Source organism: Streptomyces sp. BBFR102 (assembly GCF_051397025.1).
Classification (GTDB): Bacteria; Actinomycetota; Actinomycetes; order Streptomycetales; family Streptomycetaceae; genus Streptomyces.
Map to the genome: position 1 here is coordinate 1,508,501 of NZ_CP195757.1, position 16,653 is coordinate 1,525,153.

Genomic DNA, 16,653 nt, shown 5'->3' on the forward strand with positions numbered 1-16,653 from the left:
TCCGCCCCATGAGGCTGACGATTCTCGGGGGCGGCGGCTTCCGCGTCCCGCTGGTGTACCGGGCGCTGGCGGGGAGCGAGGTCTCCACTCTCACGCTGTACGACACCGATCCGCTGCGGGTCGGCGTGATGCGCTCGGTCCTCGACGGGCTGCCGCGCCCGGCGGACGGCGGCGGACTGCCGCGGGTGGTGGTCGCCGGGAGTCTCGACGAGGCGGTGCGCGGCGCCGACTTCGTCTTCTCCGCGATCCGGGTCGGCGGCACCGCGGGCCGCGTCGCCGACGAGCACATCCCGCTCGCCGAGGGACTGCTCGGCCAGGAGACGGTGGGCGCGGGCGGCGTGCTGTACGGGCTGCGCACCGTCCCGGTGGCGCTCCGGATCGCCGAGCGGATCGCCGAACTCGCCCCGGACGCCTGGGTCATCAACTTCACCAACCCGGCCGGGACGGTCACCGAGGCGATGGCCTCCGTGCTCGGCTCCCGGGTGATCGGCATCTGCGACTCGCCGGTGGGCCTGGTCCGCCGGGCCGCCCGGGCGGCGGGCGCCGACCCGGACACGGTCGGCTACGACTACGTGGGCCTCAACCACCTGGGGTGGCTGCGCTCCCTCACCGGCCCGGACGGCCGCGACCTGCTGCCGGGGCTGCTCGCCGACGAGGCGGCGCTCGGCTCGTTCGAGGAGGGCCGCCTCTTCGGGGCGACCTGGCTGCGGGCACTGGGCGCGCTGCCCAACGAGTACCTGCACTACTACTACTTCCGCCGCGAGGCCCTGGCGGCGGTCCGGGCGGCCGACCGGACCCGGGGCGCCTTCCTCGACGCGCAGCAGTCCGCCTTCTTCGCCGAGGCGCACCGGCGGCCGGAGCGGGCCTTCGCCCTGTGGGAGCGGACCCGCCTGGAGCGCGAGGAGACCTACATGGCGGAGAGCCGGGCCGCCTCCGGGGGCTGGGAGCGGGACACCTGCGACCTGGACGGCGGCGGCTACGACCAGGTGGCGCTGGCCCTGATGCGGGCGCTGGCCCGGGACCGGCCGGCCCGGCTGATCCTCAACGTGCGGAACTCCTCGGGCGGGCCCGGCGCCCCGCTGGTGCTCCCCGCGCTGCCGGCGGACGCGGTGGTCGAGACCGTGTGCGAGGTGGACGGCTCCGGGGTGCGGCCGGCGGTGTCGCCGGTACCGCTGGGCGCGGCCGAACTGGGGCTGGTGCTCCAGCTCAAGGCGGTGGAGCGGGCCACGATCGAGGCGGCGCTCTTCAGGGACCGTGAGGCGGCGCTGCGCGCGGTGGCGCTGCATCCGCTGGTCGACTCCGTGGCGGCGGCGGAACGCGTCCTGGCGCGCGCGGGGGCGTGACCGGGGCGTAGGGGCGGTGCGGGCAGGGCGCGGCTCACTGACGGGCGCACGCCCGGGGCGCTGCGCGGCGAGCGGTGGCACGCTCGGCCAGGTGGCACACCACAGGCGGAGTTCCGAGCGGCGGGCAGCCGCTCCCTGAGGTGTGCCCGCACGGATGGAGGGCGTAATCGGCGCGAAGAGGCGCGCGCCGGGGTGCTTCGGTCTGGCGGAGCGTCAGACGACGGGCCGGGGCGCGTGGACGCGCCTCGGCCCGTTTCGTGCACACCCCCCTCCCCCAACGCTAAGCGGAACCTCAACACGCCCCCCTGAACTGGGAGTTCGGCAGGGGATACCCGGGTAAGCGGAATGCAAACATGATGTGCCTGCCCTCACTGCGGGTCGACTGTCCGACGTCTCCGAGCACTTGATACACATGGCCCCGCGCTTCCCCCCGCTCGTGGTCGGAACGGAAGCGGCCCTCCCCTCTCTCTCGCTTCCTGCATGCCTCTTCGGCATGCCTTCTTCAAGGAACGCCTGTGTCCTCGCGCCACCGTGCCGCCTGGCCCCTCGTCGCCCTGTTCACCGCCGGCTACCTCGCCTCGTACCTGCTGCCGACCCTGGTCGGACGGCTCGACGACCACCTCCCACTCACCACCCCCCAGGCCGGAGTCCTCGGCAGCGTCCTGCTGCTCTGCTCCGCGTCGGCCGGTTTCCTTCTCGCCTCGCGGGTGGAGCGGCTCGGCGCGCGGCGCGTCTCGCGCGTGGGACTCCTGCTGATGGCCGCCGGGTACGGCACCGCCGCCGCGACCACCGCGCTACCGCTGGTGGTGGCCGGGGCCGCCGTCGGCGGACTCGGCTCGGGCACCACCATGACCGTGGCAGCCGGCCGGATCGCCACCTGGCGCGACCCGCACCGCGCCTCCACCCTCGGGCTGCTCGCCGTCTCCGCCACCGCGGGCGCGCTCTACCTGACGCTGCCGGCGCTCGGCGGCGGCCACGGCCTGCCGCTGGCGGCGGTGGCCGCCGCCGCCCTACTCGTCTGGCCCGCCACCGGCCGCCTGCCCGAGGGCCGTGACCCCTCGGCCGTCACCGCCGGCTCCCCGCTGCCGTACCGGCGTTCGGGCGGTGTGCTGGCCGGGGCGATCGTCCTGTGGGCGCTCTGCCAGAACGCCCTGTGGGGTGTGAGCGGCAGGATCGGCACCGATCAGGCGGGGCTGAGCGAGGCCGCGGTCGGCGCGGTCTTCGCGGCGGCCCTCGGCGCCGGGCTGCTCGGCATCCTCGGCGCGAGCGCGCTGGGCTCCCGGTTCGGCCGGGCCGCGCCGATCGGCGTCGGCACCGTGCTGATCGCCGGGTGCATCGCGGCCAGCGCCCGCGCCGCCGGGCCCGCCGCCTTCGCCGCCGGGGAGATCGCCTGGAACACCCTCTACCCCGCCGTCCTCTCCTACCTGATCGGCCTGGGCGCCCACCTCGACCCGCGCGGCCGGTGGGCGGTGATGGTCGGCTCGGCCTCCGCGCTGGGCGTGGCCTTCGGCCCGCTCGCCGGTTCGCTCCTGTCGGAGCACGCCGGGTACCCCGTGATGGGACTGGTGCTCGGCGCGACGCTGGTACTGCTCGCGGCGCCGCTCACCCTGGTCGCCGTCCACACCACGGCACGCCGGCTGCCCTTCGGCGCGGTGCGCCGCGGCGGCCTCGCCGCCACCGGCGCGCCGGCACCTGCGGTCCCCCCGCTCGGCGCCCCCGAACAGCCGCTCGCCCCGCTCCCCGTCACCGGCCGCCACCTGACCCGGCGTGCCCTGAGCACCGCGGGACCCGGCACCGGGCCGGGCTCGGCCGGAGCTTCCGGCGACGGCGGCTGACGCTCACGGCCCCTCGTGGAGCTGCCGCAACTCCAGCGGGGCCGGGGGCGGCAGCGCGGCCCGGCGTCCGCCGTCCGTCGGCGGCGCGGCGCGGAAGGACTCCAGGAGGTACGCGGTCAGGCGGCGGGAGGCGGCCAGCGAGGCGGCCTCGTCGGCGCCGGCCAGGCCGTTGTTGGCGAGGAGCACCAGGACCACGTCACTGGCGTCGAAGTCGGGGCGCAGCGCCCCGGCCTCCTGAGCGCGCCGCACCAGCAGGACGAGCTTCCCCTCGGCCCTCTCCCGCTCGCCCTCGGGGTCGAGCAGGTCGGGGAAACGGGAGAGGAGGGCGGCGGTGAAACCCCGGTCGCGGGCCTGCATGGCGCAGACCTTCTCCACCAGCGAGCGGAACCCGCGCCACGGGTCGGGGTCGGCCAGCGCCTCGTCGAGGACGGCCGCGCACGCCTGGAACTGCTCGGTGAACGCCTCGGCGACCAGCGCGTCCCGGGTCGGGAAGCGCCGGTAGAGCGTGGCGACGCCGACGCCTGCGCGCCGCGCGATGGCGGTGACGGGGACGTCGAGGCCGTGGGCGGCGTAGGCGGCGCGGGCCGCCTCCAGGATGCGGGCCCGGTTGTGGCGGGCGTCGGCGCGCAGGCTGTCGGCGGGGCTGTTCCGAGAGGGCTGAGCAGGCATGTCTCTCACTTTAGGCCAAGTGGAAGGGCTCCTCCGTTCAGCCGGTTAGCGTGGAGGACGGGCCCGGCAAAGGGTCCCCACTCCGCTCCCTCCTCCCTCTCAAGGACCCGCCATGACCACGATGCGAGCCGCCCTCTTCGACCGCTACGGACCGCCCGAGGTCCTCTACGAGGGGCGCCTTCCCGTCCCCGTACCGAAGCCCGGCGAGGTGCTGGTCAGGGTGCACGCCATCAGCGTCAACGGCGGTGAGCTGGCCGGGCGCGCGGGCCGGGTCCGGCTGGTGACCGGCCGCCGCTTCCCGCAGCGCACCGGCATCGACTTCACCGGCGTGGTGGCGGAGGTCCCTCCGGGGGTTCGCGGTCCGGCCGTCGGCGACCGGGTGTGGGGCGCGCTGGGCCGGACCATGGGCAGCGCCGCCGAGTACGTCGCGGTCCGCCCCGACCGGATCGCGCGGGCCCCCCGGACGGTCGGCCTCACCGAGGCCGCCTCGCTGCTCGCCGGCGGCGCGACCGGCCTGACCGCGCTGAAGGACCACGCGGGCCTGCGCCCCGGCGAACGGCTGCTGGTGCGCGGCGCGGCGGGCGGCGTCGGCAGCGTCGCCGTCCAGCTCGGCAAGGCGCTGGGCGCCCATGTCACGGCGGTGGCCGGTCCCCGCCTGCTGGACTTCGTGAAGGAACTGGGCGGCGACGAGGCGTACAGCTACACCGAGTACGGGCCCGGCGAGCTCGGCCCCTTCGACGTCATCATGGACACCGCCGGGACCGACCACCGCCTCTGGCGGCGCCGGCTGGCGCCGGGCGGGCGGATGGTCGCGATCAGCTTCGACCTCGACCACATCGCGTCGAGCCTCGGCTACCTCCTCGCCTCCACCGTCCACGGCAAGGGCCGCGTCCGCTTCTTCAGCGGCAACCCCCGCACCGCCCTCCTCGACGAACTCACCGGGTACGTGGACAGCGGCGCCCTGCGCCCGGTGGTCGACACGGTGCGCCCGCTCGCCGAACTGGCCGGCGCCCACCGCGCTCTGGAGTCCGGCGGGGTACGCGGCAAGCACGTGATCCAGGTCGCGGAGGAGGAGGCGGCCTGACCGCCGCCAGGTCCCGCGCGGGACCTGGAGGCGGCCCGGAACTCCGGCTGTCAGCCAGGGAGTTCGGCTTCCAGCAGATCCGCCGCGCGGGCCGTGCCGCCCTCGGCCCGCAGGTCCGCGCGCAGCTTCGCGGAGCGGGCGGCGACCTCCGGGTCGGTGGTGAGCGCGCCCAGCGCGGAGCGGAGCGCCTCGGGGGTGGCGTCGGCCGTGTCGATCCGCCGGGCCACCCCGAGGGCGGCCAGCTGGTCGGCGTTGGCGAACTGCTCGGCGCCCTGCGGCACCGCGATCATCGGCAGCCCGAAGTACAGCCCCTCGCTGGAGCTGCCCATTCCGGCGTGGGTGACGAAGGCGTCCGCCTGCGCCAGGACGGAGAGCTGCGGCACCCAGCGGTGCACCTCCACGTCGTCCGGGAGCGGCCCGAGCACCGCCGGATCGGTGTGCTTGCCGATCTGGAGCACGGTGTGCCAGCCCGGCAGGGCGTCACCGCCGAACGCCGCGACGCACGCCCGGTAGAAGTCGGGCTGCTGGGTGTAGGAGGAGCCGAGCGAGACCAGGACGACCTTCTCGGCCCCGGCCGGGCGGTGCCAGGTGCCCTGGTCCGCGCGGTCGGTGAAGCAGGGCCCGACGAAGGAGGCGACCTCCGGGTCGACCTGGTCGGCGAAGGGCTGCATGGCGCGCGGAATGGTCGCCACCGCACGGCCGGGCAGCCCCGCGAACTCCTCGAAGTCGCGGCTGGTCGCACCGCTCGTGGCGAGCCAGGCGTTGCCCTCGCGGGCGTACACCTCGTAGCCGGGCAGGGCGCGGACGGCGGCGCCGACGGTCTCCTCGTACCCCTGCCACGCCACGTACGTCGGGGAGAGCTGGACGTAGGGGCGGGACTGGGACTCGGCGAGGGCGCGGGCCGCGTAGCCGCCGATGTCGTACAGGTAGAGGTCGGCCGGGTCGGCGTCGTAGAAGGCGCGCAGGCGCGGGAGGGCCTGGGCGGCGTCGGCGACGAAGAGGCGCATCGCCTCGACGCCGTCCTCGGGCCAGACGTTGTCGGCGAACGGGAGGGTGGAGGGGACCGGGACCAGTTCGGCACCGGTCGGCTCGATCAGGTCGGCGACGGCCGGGTCGACGGCGTAGGTGAGCCGGTGGCCGCGGGCGACCAGTTCCCGGATGATCTCCAGGCTGGGGAGGAGGTGACTGACCATCGGCGTGCCGACCATGGCGATGTGGGCGCGCGGATGTGTGGTGCGTCGCATGGGGAACTCTTCCTGCGAGGCCACGGGGTGCCGCCCGAGGGGCGGCCCGCCGCGGCGGTGGTCACGGATGACGGCGTCGCCGGACCGCGCCCCGGCCCCGGTGGGGGCGGGCGCGGTCGCGGCGGTGGTCCGGGGGGCTCGCGCCGCGCCCCGGACCGGAGGGGCCGTCAGCCGTAGATCTGCAGGAAGGAACTCATGGCGGCAACGTAGCCCGGCGGTGCGGCCACCGGCAACCGGTTTTCACCGGGAGTCGGCGGGCCGGGCTCCGCCCGCCTCAGTCGAAGGTGTAAGCCTCCACCTCGGCGAGGTAGCGGGCGCGGCGCTCCTCGTCGTCCTCCAGGAAGGACGCCTGGAAGGAGTTGCGGGCCAGGGTCCGCAGGGCCTCGTGGTCCAGGCCCAGCGCCTCCTGCACGGCGTGGAAGGTGTCGCCGACGTAACCGCCGAAGTAGGAGGGGTCGTCGGAGTTGACCGTGCAGAGCAGCCCGGCGGCCATCATCTGGCGCAGCGGGTGCTCCTCCAGGATGTCGATGGCGCGCAGCCGGACGTTGGAGAGCGGGCAGAGCGTCAGCGGGATCTGGTCGCGGACCAGCCGCTCCACGACGGCCGGGTCCTGCATGGCGGTCAGCCCGTGGTCGATCCGCTCCGCCCCCAGCACGTCCAGCGCCTCGGTGATGTACGCGGGCGGGCCCTCCTCACCCGCGTGCGCCACCTTGCGCAGGCCGAGCCGCCCGGCCTCCTCGTACACCTCGCGGAACTTGGCCGGCGGGTGGCCGACCTCGGCGGAGTCCAGGCCGACGCCGGTGATCCGGTCGAGGTAGGGCTCGGCGGCCTTCAGCGTCTCCAGGGCCGACTCGGCGCTCTGGTCGCGCAGGAAGCACATGATCAGCAGCGTGGAGATGCCGAACCGCTCCTCGCTGGTGGCGAGTGCCCGGCTCAGCCCGCCGACCACCGTCTCCATCGACACGCCCCGGGCCATGTGCGCCTGCGGGTCGAAGAAGATCTCCGCGTGCCGCACGCCCTGTCCGGCGGCGCGGGCGAGGTAGGCGTCGGCGAGGTCGGCGAAGTCCTGCTCGGTGCGCAGGACCGCCATCAGGCCGTAGTAGAGGTCGAGGAAGGACTGCAGATCGGTGAAGAGGTACGCCCGGCGCAGTTCCTCGGTGGAGGCGTAGGGCAGCGTCACGCCGTTCCGCGCGGCCAGTTCGAAGGCGAGTTCCGGTTCGAGGGTGCCTTCGATGTGGAGATGGAGTTCGGCCTTGGGCAGGGGCATGGGGGGCTCTCTCGGCTGGTGCGGGTGGTTCGGGCGGGCCCGGGTCGCGGGCCGCGCCATGCAGGGAAGCGTACGGTCCCGCAGGGCGCGGTGGGCGAAAGGGGGCCTCTGACCGTTTCGGTGTCCGTACGTCCTGTGCCGGATCTGCCCCCGGCCGGGTCCTGGCGGGTGGTCAGGCGAAGGCGCCACTGTAGGCGTTGAGGGCGGGCTGCCCGCCGAGGTGGGCGTAGAGGACGTTGGCGTCCTTCGGGATGTCGCCGTCGCGGACCAGGTCGATGAGGGCCGCCATCGACTTGCCCTCGTAGACCGGGTCGAGGATGACGCCCTCCAGGCTGCCGGTGAGCCGGATGGCGTCGAGCGTGGAACGGTCGGGGATGCCGTACCGCTCCCCCGCCCAGCCTTCGAGGAGGGTGATCTCCTCGTCGCGCAGGTCGCGGCCGAGGCCGATGCGGGCGGCGGTGTCGCGGGCGATCTTCTCGATCTGGGCGCGGGTCTCGGCGGGCTTCGCGGAGGCGTCGACGCCGAGCACGCGGCGGGGCCGGTCCTGCCCGGCGAACCCGGCGATCATCCCGGCGTGGGTGGAGCCGGTGACCCCGCAGACCACCACGGTGTCGAAGAAGACGCCGAGCTGCCGTTCCTGCTCGCGCACCTCCTCGGCCCAGCGGGCGAACCCGAGCCCGCCGAGCGGGTGGTCGGAGGCGCCGGCCGGGATGGCGTACGGGGTGCCGCCGGCCCGGCGGACGTCCTCCAGCGCCTGGTTCCAGCTCTCCTTGAAGCCGATGCCGAACCCGGCCTCGACCAGGCGGACGTCGGCGCCCATCAGGCGGGAGAGCAGGATGTTGCCGACCTTGTCGTTGACCGGGTCGGGCCAGTCGACCCAGCTCTCCTGGACGAGGACCGCCTTGAGGCCGAGCCTGGCGGCGACGGCGGCGACCTGGCGGGTGTGGTTGGACTGCACGCCGCCGATGGTGACGAGAGTGTCCGCGCCCCGCTTCAGCGCGTCCGGTATCAGGTATTCGAGCTTGCGGGTCTTGTTGCCGCCGAAGGCCAGCGGGCTGTTGACGTCCTCCCGCTTGGCCCAGACGCGGGCGCCGCCGAGGTGCGCGGTGAGCCGGTCGAGCGGGTGGATGGGGCTCGGGCCGAAGAGCAGCGGATGGCGGTCGAAGTCGTCCAGGGACACGGGTACCTCCGGGGCGGGCGGGGTCAGGGGGTGTCGGCGTCGCTCTCGTCGTGGAGCCGGTCGAGGAGCGGGACGAGGGTCTGCCAGTTCTCGCGGGTGGCGGCGGCAGCGCCCTCCGCGTCACCGGCCGCGCACCTCTCGATGATCCGGGCGTGCTGGGCGACCGAGGCGCGGCCGCTCAGCGAGGAGAACCGGAGCCGCTCGACCCGGCGCAGGACCGGGGTGAACTGGTCCAGCACGGTGCGCGCGGCGGTGTTGGCGGCGGCGGTGACGGCCACACGGTGGAAGGCGTCGTCGGCGGCGACGGCTCCGGGCACGTCGTTCTCCCGCAGGGCCCTGGCGAAGCGGGCGTTGGCCTCGCGCATGGCGTCCAGCTCTGCGCCGGAGAGGCAGGGGGCGGCCTGGCGGACGACGAGTTCGTGCAGGGCGGCGGTGACCGACTGGGCGTCCCGGGCCGCACGTACGTCCAGCGGGCTGACCAGGGTGTGCCGCCCCGGCGTGGTCCGCACCAGACCGGCCTGCTCCAGCCGGGCCAGCGCCTCGCGGACGGGGGTGCGGCTGACGCCCAGCCAGGCGACGAGGGCGGCGTCGTGCAGGCGCTCGCCGGGGGCGAGGGTGCCGTCGACGATGGCGTCCCGGATGGCCCGGTACGCCTCCTCCCGCAGGAGTGATCTGCTGACGAGTCCGCGACTCTCCGGAACCGGCATGCAATATATTGCACGCCGCCGCTCGCCCTCCCGTCAAGAGGGGTGCGAGGGACGGGCCGTGCGCGCCGAAGGCGCCGGGTTCAGGGCGCCTCGGGCTGCCGCAGTCCCTGAAGGAGCAGTTCGACCAGGCGGCGGGGGTCGTAGCGGGGGTCGTCGTCGTACCCGGCGCAGAGGTTGCCGATGCCGCGCATGAGCTCGTACGCCTGCACGCCGGACCCGATCTGGCCGGCGCGGGCGGCGCTGTCGAGGAGCTCCGCGCAGACGGGCACCAGGCGGTCGAGGAAGTAGGCGTGGAGGGCGTCGAAGCCGCCGCCGTCCGCGCGCATGGCGTGGGCGAGGCCGTGCTTGGTAACCAGGAAGTCGACGAAGAGGCCGGCCCACTGCCGGAGTGCGGCGAACGGGGAGCCGGCGGTGGCGAGCAGAGCGGGGCCCGCCTCGGCGCACGCCTCGACCTGGTGGCGGTAGACGGCGACGACGAGGTCCGCCCGGGTCGGGAAGTGACGGTAGACGGTCCCCGTCCCGACGCCCGCCCGGGCGGCGATCTCCCGGATCGGCGCGTCGACACCGGAGGCGACGAACACCTCGGCGGCGGCGTCGAGCAGCACTTGCCGGTTGCGTACCGCGTCGGCCCGTGTGCTGCGGGCCGACGCCCCCTTGGACTCGCTCGCGCTGGGCAACGCGCTCCCCTTCCGGCCGTTGTTGACGAAACGGAACGCTGTTCCGTATTGTCGAAACCGAACGGCGTTCCGCTTTCAGGGTAGCCGACATCCCGTGCTGCCCGCCCCGCCCGCCCCCTGTCCTGCCGCGCGTCCGCCGGCCGGGGGTTTTCGAAAGGACTCACCTGTCATGAGTGCACCGACCTCTTCGGCCGACCTCCTCGGCCCGCCCGTCCCCGTCCTCGCCGTCAGCCCCGTCGTCCTGCCGTCCCCCGACCGGGCCGTCCACCTCCACCTGCGCGTCTGTGGCCCCGTGACCGGGAGCGGGCTTCCGGTCATCCTCCTCTCGCACGGCCTCGGCTTCTCGAACCACCTCTCCTCGCTGCACGGCTACGCGCCCCTCGCCGACTTCTGGGCGTCCCACGGGTTCGTGGTGATCCAGCCGACCCACCTGGACTCCCGGACCCTGGGGCCGGACCGCGGCTCCCGCGCCGGCGGCGTCCCGCACTGGCGCTCCCGGGCCGAGGACATGCGGCACATCCTCGACCGGCTCGACGAGGTCGAGGCCGCCGTGCCGCAGCTCGCCGGGCGCCTGGACCGGAGCAAGGTCGCGGTGGCCGGGCATTCGATGGGCGGCCACACCGCGAGCCTGCTCCTCGGCGCCCGGCTCACCGACCCGGACGACGGAACCGAGGTGGACCTGGCCGACTCCCGGATCACGGCGGGGGTGCTGCTGGCGGCGCCCGGCCGGGGCGGCGACGCCCTCACCGACTTCACGGTGGAGCACTACCCCTTCTTCCTGACCACCGACTTCTCCCGGATGACCACGCCCGCGCTGGTGGTCGCCGGGGACAAGGACGCCTCCACGTTCCTGACCGTCCGGGGACCGGAGTGGCACACCGACCCGTACACCCTCGCCCCCGGCCCCAAGTCCCTGCTCACCCTGTTCGACGCGGAACACGGGCTCGGCGGCGTCTCCGGGTACGACGTGGCCGAGACCACCGACGAGAACCCGGCCAGGGCCACAGCGGTCGCGCGGCTCACCGCCGCCTACCTGCGCGGCGCTCTCCACCCCGGCGACCCGGCCTGGCAGACCGCCTGGCAGACGGCCTGCGCCGAACTGGCCGCCGCTTCCGGGCCGCTCGGACGGGTCGAGTCCAAGTAGGCCGGTACGGACGGAGGTCTCAGCGCCGCTTCGGCACCGGAATCCGGTCCAGGTCGCGGGCGATGGTCAGCTCGCCCTCGTACCCGGCGGCGCGGGCCTGCCGCTCGAACGCGGCGGGATCGGTGTAGCGCTGGGAGAAGTGGGTCAGCACGAGGTGGCGCACCCCGGCGTCGGCGGCGGCGCGGGCGGCCTGGCCCGCGGTCAGGTGGCCGTGCTCGGTGGCGAGGCGCTCGTCCTCGTCGAGGAAGGTCGACTCGATGACGAGCAGGTCGCAGCCGTCGGCCAGGGCGTGCACCCCGTCGCAGAGCCGGGTGTCCATCACGAAGCCGAACCGCTGCCCGCGCCGCACCTCGCTGACCTCGGCCAGCGTCACCCCGCCGAGCTTCCCCTCCCGCTGGAGCACGCCCACCTCGGGCCCGCCGATCCCGTGCGCGGCCAGCTTCTCGGGCACCATCCGCACCCCGTCCGGCTCCACCAGCCGGTAGCCGAACGCCTCCACCGGGTGCGACAGCCTGTGCGCCTCCAGCGTGTACGAGGGGCCGGCGGCGAGCGGGCCGTCGGCGGTGACCGGTGCCTCGGTGACGCCGACGCTCTCGCGGTACGCGGTGGAGTAGCGCAGCCGCTCGAAGAAGCGCTGCCCGCTCGCCGGGTAGTGCGCGGTGACCGGGTGCGGTACACGGTCGAGGTTGATCCGCTGGATCACGCCGGCGAGGCCGAGGCTGTGGTCGCCGTGGAAGTGGGTGACGCAGATCCGGTTCAGGTCGTGCGCGGAGACCCCGGCGCGCACCATCTGGCGCTGGGTGCCCTCGCCGGGGTCGAACAGGACGCCCTCGCCGTCCCACCGCAGCAGGTAGCCGTTGTGGTTGCGGTGGCGGGTCGGGACCTGGCTGGCGGTGCCCAGCACCACCAGCTCACGCACGGACACGGCGGCCGCTCAGCCGGGGGGCCACTGGAGGCCGCGGCCGCCGAGCACGTGGGCGTGGGCGTGGAAGACGGTCTGCCCGGCTCCGGAACCGGTGTTGAAGACGATCCGGTACCCGGTCTCCGCGATGCCCTCCTCGGCGGCGACCTCGCCGGCCTCGCGCAGCACGTCGGCGGCGATCGCGGGCTCGGCCGCGCTGAGCGCGGCGGCGTCCGGGTAGTGGGCGCGGGGGATCACCAGGACGTGCGTGGGCGCGTGGGGGTTGATGTCGCGGAAGGCGACGGTGGTGTCCGTCTCCCGGACGATGGTGGCCGGGACGTCGCCCGAGACGATCTTGCAGAACAGGCAGTCTGGCTGGTGCGGCGGGCTGGGCTGGTCCGTCACTGGGGCGCTCCCTCTTGATCGGTGACCGGCATCGTAACGCTCCGGTCCTCGTGGCGGTCCTGGCGGCCGGACGGGCCGGGGAGCGGCCGGGACAAGCCGGGCGTTCCCCCGCACGCGTCTCGCCGGACGAACGCTCCCGCCGCCGGAGTCCTCGCGCGCGCAGGATGTGGCACATGACCACAGGGATACGCGACACCTACCTGGAGGCGGCCGAACAGGCCGTGGAACTGCTGGCGTTGGCGGAGGTGGCGGAGGCGTGGGAGGACGAGTCCGTGCTGCCGGCGATGTCGGTCGGCGCGCTGGCCGGGCATCTGGCGCGGAGCGTCCTCCAGGTCGAGTGGTTTCTCGACGGGCGGGTGACCGGGGCGGAGACGGTCTCGGCGGTGCACTACTACGCGCGGCTGACCGGCACCGACCAGCACGGTTCCGCGCTCAACACCGGGGTGCGGGCCCGTAGTGCGGAGACGGCCGCCGAGGGGCCGGCCGTCGTGGCCGAGCAGGCGCGGGCCGCCTGGCAGCGGCTGACCCGACGACTGGCGCAGGAGCCGCCCGGCCGCCGGGTGGCCGTCCTGCACCGGCCCGGGGAGGAGATGGCACTCGACGGCTACCTCACGACCCGCTGCGTCGAACTGGCCGTACACCTGGAGGACTTGGCGCGGAGCGCGGGCGTGTCCCGCCCGGTGCCCGTCGCCGCCCTCGCCGTCGCGGTCGACGTGCTGGTCGCGGCCGCGCGGGAACGCCACGGCGACCAGGCGGTGCTGCACGCGCTGGCCCGGCGCGAACGGGACGACGGGCAGGCGCTGCGGGTGCTGTAGGCGTCGGCGGCCGGGAAGGGTGCGCCGGTGTACGTGCACGGGCGCACCCTCCACCTCCACCGGTCAGGCTAGGTACTGGCCCCCCGCCGGCCGCTTCGGCTCCGGGAGTTCGGGCGGGGTCAGGGCCGGGTTCTCCTCCAGGGCCGCCAGCGCCACCCGTACCGCCTCGTCGAGCTGGGGGTCGCGGCCGGCCGCGTGGTCGTGCGGGGCGTGGACCACCTCGATGTCGGGGTCGACGCCGTGGTTCTCCACGTCCCAGCCCTGGCCCTCCAGCCAGAAGGCGTACTTGGGCTGGGTGACGGCGGTGCCGTCGACCAGGCTGTAGCGGCTGTCGATGCCGATGACACCGCCCCAGGTGCGGACGCCGACGACCGGGCCGATGCCGCGCGCCTTGATCGCGGCGTTGACGATGTCGCCGTCCGAGCCGGAGAACTCGTTGGCGACGGCGACGACCGGGCCGCGCGGCGCGTCCAGCGGGTAGCTGGAGGCCCGCATGCCGCGCGGCACGTCCCAGCCGACGATCCGGCGGGCCAGCTTCTCCACCACGAGCTGCGAGGTGTGGCCGCCCCGGTTCTCCCGGACGTCGACGACCAGGCCCTCACGGGCCGCCTCGATCCGCAGGTCGCGGTGGATCTGGGCCCAGCCCGGCGCCTGCATGTCGGGGACGTGCAGGTAGCCGAGGCGGCCCTCGGAGAGGGCGTGGACGTGGGCGCGGCGGTCGGCGACCCAGGCGTGGTAGCGCAGCGGCTCCTCGTCGGCGAGCGGGACGACGACGGTGTGACGCGGGTCGCCGCCGCCGGCCGGGGAGACGGTCAGCTCCACCGGCTTGCCGGCCGTACCGACGAGCAGCGGGCCGGGACCGGTCACCGGGTCGACGGGCTGTCCGTCGACGGCGAGGATCGCGTCACCCGCCCGGACCGCGACGCCGGGGGCGGCGAGCGGGGAGTGGGCGTGCGGGTCGGAGGTCTCCGAGGGAAGCACCCGCTCGACGCGCCAGACGCCCTCCTCGTCCCGGGCGAGGTCGGCGCCGAGCAGGCCCTGCCGCAGCCGGGGGCCGACCCAGGTGCCGTGCGGGGTGACGTAGGCGTGCGAGGTGCCGAGTTCGCCCTGCACCTCCCAGAGCAGGTCGACCAGGTCGCTGTGGGTGGCGACGCGCTCCAGCACCGGGCGGTAGCGGTCGAGCACGCCGTCCCAGTCGAGGCCGCCGAGGTCGGGGCGCCAGAAGTGGTCCCGGGTGAGGCGGCCGGCCTCCTCGTACATCTGGCGCCACTCGGCGGCCGGGTCGACGGTCTGCCGGACGCGGCCGAGGTCGACGGTGACGCGGTGCTCGCCGTCGTCCTCGTGCGGGGCGCGGCGGTCGCTGGGGACCAGCCGCAGCTCGCCGTCGACCCGGAGCAGGACCCGCTTGCCGTCGCCGGTGACGGCGTACCCGTCGGCCGGGGAGGCGAGTTCCTCGATCCGGCGCTGGGCGAAGTCGTACCGTTCCAGGACCGAGCGCGGACGCGGGCTGTCCGAACCGGCGTGGGCGGCGCCGAGGACGCCGCGCAGCGGGTGGCTGAGCCACAGGACGCCGTCCTTGGCGGCGCGCAGCCCCGAGTAGCGCCCGGCGTCGACGGGGAACGGCACGATCCGGTCGGCCAGTCCGTCCAGGTCGATGCGGGTGGCGGGGGCGCCCTCGCTGTCGGGCGTCTCGTCCTTGTCGGGCGCCTCGAAGGGCCGCCCGTGCCGCTGCGGGCCGAAGGGCGAGGGCGTGGTGGCGGCCAGGGTGATCAGATGCGGCCTGCTGCTGTCGAGGAAGGCCAGGTCGAAGACGTGGTCGTCGTAGACCGGATCGAAGGAGCGCTCGGAGAGGAAGGCGAGGTGCTTGCCGTCGAGGGTGAACGCGGGGCTGTGGTCGTTGAACCGCAGGGGGGTCGCCTCGGAGACGGTGAGGTCGGTGGTGTTGGCCAGTTTGAGCTGGCGCAGCGGCTCCGGGCCCGGGTGGGACCAGGCGAGCCAGGAGGAGTCCGGGGAGAAGACGAGGCCGGTGGCGTCGCCGTCCTCGCTGCGGTCGACCTCGCGGACCTCGCCGGTCTCCCGGTCTACGAGCAGCACCCGGCCGTCGTGCGAGGCGACGGCGGCCCGGCTGCCGTCGGGCGCCATCCGCAGCTGGAGGACGCGGCCGAGCTGCCCGGCGGCGACCCGGCGCGGGGTGGAGCCGGGGGCGGTGCCGGTGGCGGGGGCGAACTCCAGGGCGTCCTCGCCCTCGGCGTCGGTGACCCAGGCGACGTACTCCTCGCCGTCGACCCGGAAGGTGCGCGGCAGGCGGTGCCGGACGCCGGGTTCGCCGGAGAGCAGACGGGCGGGGCCCGAACGGTGGGTGACCCAGTGGACGGCGCCGCGCACGGTGACGGCGCTGCCCCGGCCGGTGTGGTCGGGCGAGGCGCCGCCGAGGTCGCGGCCCGGTTCGACGGGCCGGGGCTGGAGGTCGGCGCGCTGGCCGCCGAGACGGATGTCGAGCGGGCGCGGTCCCGGGGCGTCCTGCCCGTCAAAGGCTTCGAGGCTGTCGAGCATCCACAGGCGTCCGGCCGAGGCGTACACGACGCGGGTGCCGTCGGTGGCGGCGTGCCGGGCGTAGAAGGCGGGCAGTCCGGTGTCCGGGTCGGTGAGCGGGGTGTGGCGGCGCAGGTCCGTGCCGTCCGGGAGCGAGGAGTAGAGCGCGCCGACGCCCTCGTGGTCGCTGAGGAAGGCGATACGGCCGCCGACCCACAGCGGGTACTCGACGTTGCCGTCGAGGCCGGCGTGGAGACGGGTGAACTCGCCGCCCTCGGTGCCGGTCCAGAGCTTTCCTGCGGTGCCGCCCCGGTACCGCTTCCACCAGGCGGCCTCGCGGCCCATCGACACCGACAGGAGCAGCACCTGGCCGTCGGGCCCGTACGCGACGCCGCCGACGGGGCCGAAGGGCAGGGCGGGGGCGGGGCCGCCGTCGAGCGGCACGGCCCGGGCCCAGCTGCGGCGCAGGGAGGCCTCGCCGTAGGTGGTGAGGGCGAGGACCTCGCCCCCGGGGGTCCAGCCGCGCACGGAGGTGCGGTTGCTGCCCCAGTGGGTCAGACGGCGGGAGGGACCGCCGTCGGTGGGGGCGACGTGCACCTCGGGGGCACCGTCGCGGGTGGAGGTCCAGGCGACCGTGGTGCCGTCGGGCGAGAAACGGGGATGGTCGACCGGCATGTTGTCGGCGCTCACCCGCCAGGCGCGCCCGCCGTCTAGCGGCGCCACCCAGACGTCGTCCTCTGCGGCGAAGGCGACCAACTCGCCGTGGACATGCGGAAACCGGAGGTACGCAGGCTGTGTCACCCGATCAGCCTATGCAGCCGACCCGCCCCTCCGGGAGGCCCTTGGATCA

At 75.0% G+C, this 16,653-nt stretch carries 14 protein-coding genes; 5 read left to right on the plus strand and 9 right to left on the minus strand.

Annotated features, from left to right (window positions below):
* Positions 1 to 8: 8 nt before the first annotated feature.
* Positions 9 to 1,343 (plus strand): 6-phospho-beta-glucosidase, encoded by a 1,335-nt coding sequence (locus ACSLIC_RS06865; protein WP_436736789.1) that lies wholly within the window; start codon positions 9 to 11, stop codon positions 1,341 to 1,343.
* A gap of 515 nt (positions 1,344 to 1,858) precedes the next feature.
* The gene (locus ACSLIC_RS06870) at positions 1,859 to 3,178 is read left to right on the plus strand and encodes an MFS transporter (protein WP_436736790.1); all 1,320 of its coding nucleotides are present in this window, start codon (positions 1,859 to 1,861) and stop codon (positions 3,176 to 3,178) included.
* Between the two features lie 3 nt (positions 3,179 to 3,181).
* Here the strand turns inward: ACSLIC_RS06870 and ACSLIC_RS06875 are convergent, their stop codons facing one another.
* On the minus strand, positions 3,182 to 3,847 hold the full coding sequence (locus tag ACSLIC_RS06875) for a TetR/AcrR family transcriptional regulator (protein WP_436736791.1): 666 nt from the start codon (positions 3,845 to 3,847) through the stop codon (positions 3,182 to 3,184).
* Positions 3,848 to 3,959: 112 nt separating this feature from the next.
* Between ACSLIC_RS06875 and ACSLIC_RS06880 the strand changes: the two genes are divergently transcribed.
* Positions 3,960 to 4,931 (plus strand): NAD(P)-dependent alcohol dehydrogenase, encoded by a 972-nt coding sequence (locus ACSLIC_RS06880; protein WP_436736792.1) that lies wholly within the window; start codon positions 3,960 to 3,962, stop codon positions 4,929 to 4,931.
* A 50-nt stretch (positions 4,932 to 4,981) separates the two neighbouring features.
* On the opposite strand, the gene ACSLIC_RS06885 is transcribed toward ACSLIC_RS06880, so the two are convergent.
* The 5 genes from ACSLIC_RS06885 to ACSLIC_RS06905 form a co-directional block, all read right to left on the minus strand.
* Positions 4,982 to 6,175, minus strand: coding sequence for a macrolide family glycosyltransferase (locus ACSLIC_RS06885; protein ID WP_436736793.1), 1,194 nt, complete (start codon positions 6,173 to 6,175; stop codon positions 4,982 to 4,984).
* Positions 6,176 to 6,449: 274 nt separating this feature from the next.
* On the minus strand, positions 6,450 to 7,442 hold the full coding sequence (locus tag ACSLIC_RS06890; protein WP_436736794.1) for an adenosine deaminase: 993 nt from the start codon (positions 7,440 to 7,442) through the stop codon (positions 6,450 to 6,452).
* A gap of 172 nt (positions 7,443 to 7,614) precedes the next feature.
* Positions 7,615 to 8,622, minus strand: coding sequence for a 1-aminocyclopropane-1-carboxylate deaminase (locus ACSLIC_RS06895; RefSeq protein ID WP_436736795.1), 1,008 nt, complete (start codon positions 8,620 to 8,622; stop codon positions 7,615 to 7,617).
* Positions 8,623 to 8,645: 23 nt separating this feature from the next.
* On the minus strand, positions 8,646 to 9,329 hold the full coding sequence (locus ACSLIC_RS06900; RefSeq protein WP_436736796.1) for a GntR family transcriptional regulator: 684 nt from the start codon (positions 9,327 to 9,329) through the stop codon (positions 8,646 to 8,648).
* An 80-nt stretch (positions 9,330 to 9,409) separates the two neighbouring features.
* Entirely contained in the window at positions 9,410 to 10,006 is a 597-nt protein-coding gene (locus ACSLIC_RS06905) for a TetR/AcrR family transcriptional regulator (RefSeq protein WP_436736797.1), read from the minus strand.
* Positions 10,007 to 10,175: 169 nt separating this feature from the next.
* Between ACSLIC_RS06905 and ACSLIC_RS06910 the strand changes: the two genes are divergently transcribed.
* A complete protein-coding gene (locus ACSLIC_RS06910; RefSeq protein WP_436736798.1) occupies positions 10,176 to 11,150 on the plus strand; it encodes an alpha/beta hydrolase family protein in 975 nt (324 codons plus the stop codon).
* Positions 11,151 to 11,169: 19 nt separating this feature from the next.
* On the opposite strand, the gene ACSLIC_RS06915 is transcribed toward ACSLIC_RS06910, so the two are convergent.
* Both ACSLIC_RS06915 and ACSLIC_RS06920 read right to left on the minus strand, forming a co-directional pair.
* Positions 11,170 to 12,075: a ribonuclease Z gene (locus ACSLIC_RS06915; RefSeq protein ID WP_436736799.1), complete on the minus strand. Its 906-nt coding sequence runs from the start codon at positions 12,073 to 12,075 to the stop codon at positions 11,170 to 11,172.
* Positions 12,076 to 12,084: 9 nt separating this feature from the next.
* Positions 12,085 to 12,456 carry a histidine triad nucleotide-binding protein gene (locus tag ACSLIC_RS06920; protein ID WP_436736800.1) on the minus strand — a complete coding sequence of 124 codons (372 nt, stop codon included), beginning with the start codon at positions 12,454 to 12,456 and terminating at the stop codon, positions 12,085 to 12,087.
* 173 nt (positions 12,457 to 12,629) lie between these two features.
* On the opposite strand from ACSLIC_RS06920, the gene ACSLIC_RS06925 reads away from it, so the two are divergent.
* Positions 12,630 to 13,271, plus strand: coding sequence for a maleylpyruvate isomerase N-terminal domain-containing protein (locus ACSLIC_RS06925; protein ID WP_436736801.1), 642 nt, complete (start codon positions 12,630 to 12,632; stop codon positions 13,269 to 13,271).
* Positions 13,272 to 13,334: 63 nt separating this feature from the next.
* On the opposite strand, the gene ACSLIC_RS06930 is transcribed toward ACSLIC_RS06925, so the two are convergent.
* Positions 13,335 to 16,604, minus strand: a complete 3,270-nt coding sequence (locus ACSLIC_RS06930) for a S41 family peptidase (protein WP_436736802.1) — start codon at positions 16,602 to 16,604, stop codon at positions 13,335 to 13,337.
* Between the last annotated feature and the right edge of the window lie 49 nt (positions 16,605 to 16,653).

What these genes read in the sequence shown, in the direction of transcription:
- ACSLIC_RS06865 (WP_436736789.1), top strand. Translation starts at nt 9, where the DNA reads ATGAGGCTGACGATTCTCGGGGGCGGCGGCTTCCGCGTCCCGCTGGTG.
- ACSLIC_RS06875 (WP_436736791.1), bottom strand. Translation starts at nt 3,847, where the DNA reads ATGCCTGCTCAGCCCTCTCGGAACAGCCCCGCCGACAGCCTGCGCGCC.
- ACSLIC_RS06880 (WP_436736792.1), top strand. Translation starts at nt 3,960, where the DNA reads ATGACCACGATGCGAGCCGCCCTCTTCGACCGCTACGGACCGCCCGAG.
- ACSLIC_RS06885 (WP_436736793.1), bottom strand. Translation starts at nt 6,175, where the DNA reads ATGCGACGCACCACACATCCGCGCGCCCACATCGCCATGGTCGGCACG.
- ACSLIC_RS06890 (WP_436736794.1), bottom strand. Translation starts at nt 7,442, where the DNA reads ATGCCCCTGCCCAAGGCCGAACTCCATCTCCACATCGAAGGCACCCTC.
- ACSLIC_RS06900 (WP_436736796.1), bottom strand. Translation starts at nt 9,329, where the DNA reads ATGCCGGTTCCGGAGAGTCGCGGACTCGTCAGCAGATCACTCCTGCGG.
- ACSLIC_RS06910 (WP_436736798.1), top strand. Translation starts at nt 10,176, where the DNA reads ATGAGTGCACCGACCTCTTCGGCCGACCTCCTCGGCCCGCCCGTCCCC.
- ACSLIC_RS06925 (WP_436736801.1), top strand. Translation starts at nt 12,630, where the DNA reads ATGACCACAGGGATACGCGACACCTACCTGGAGGCGGCCGAACAGGCC.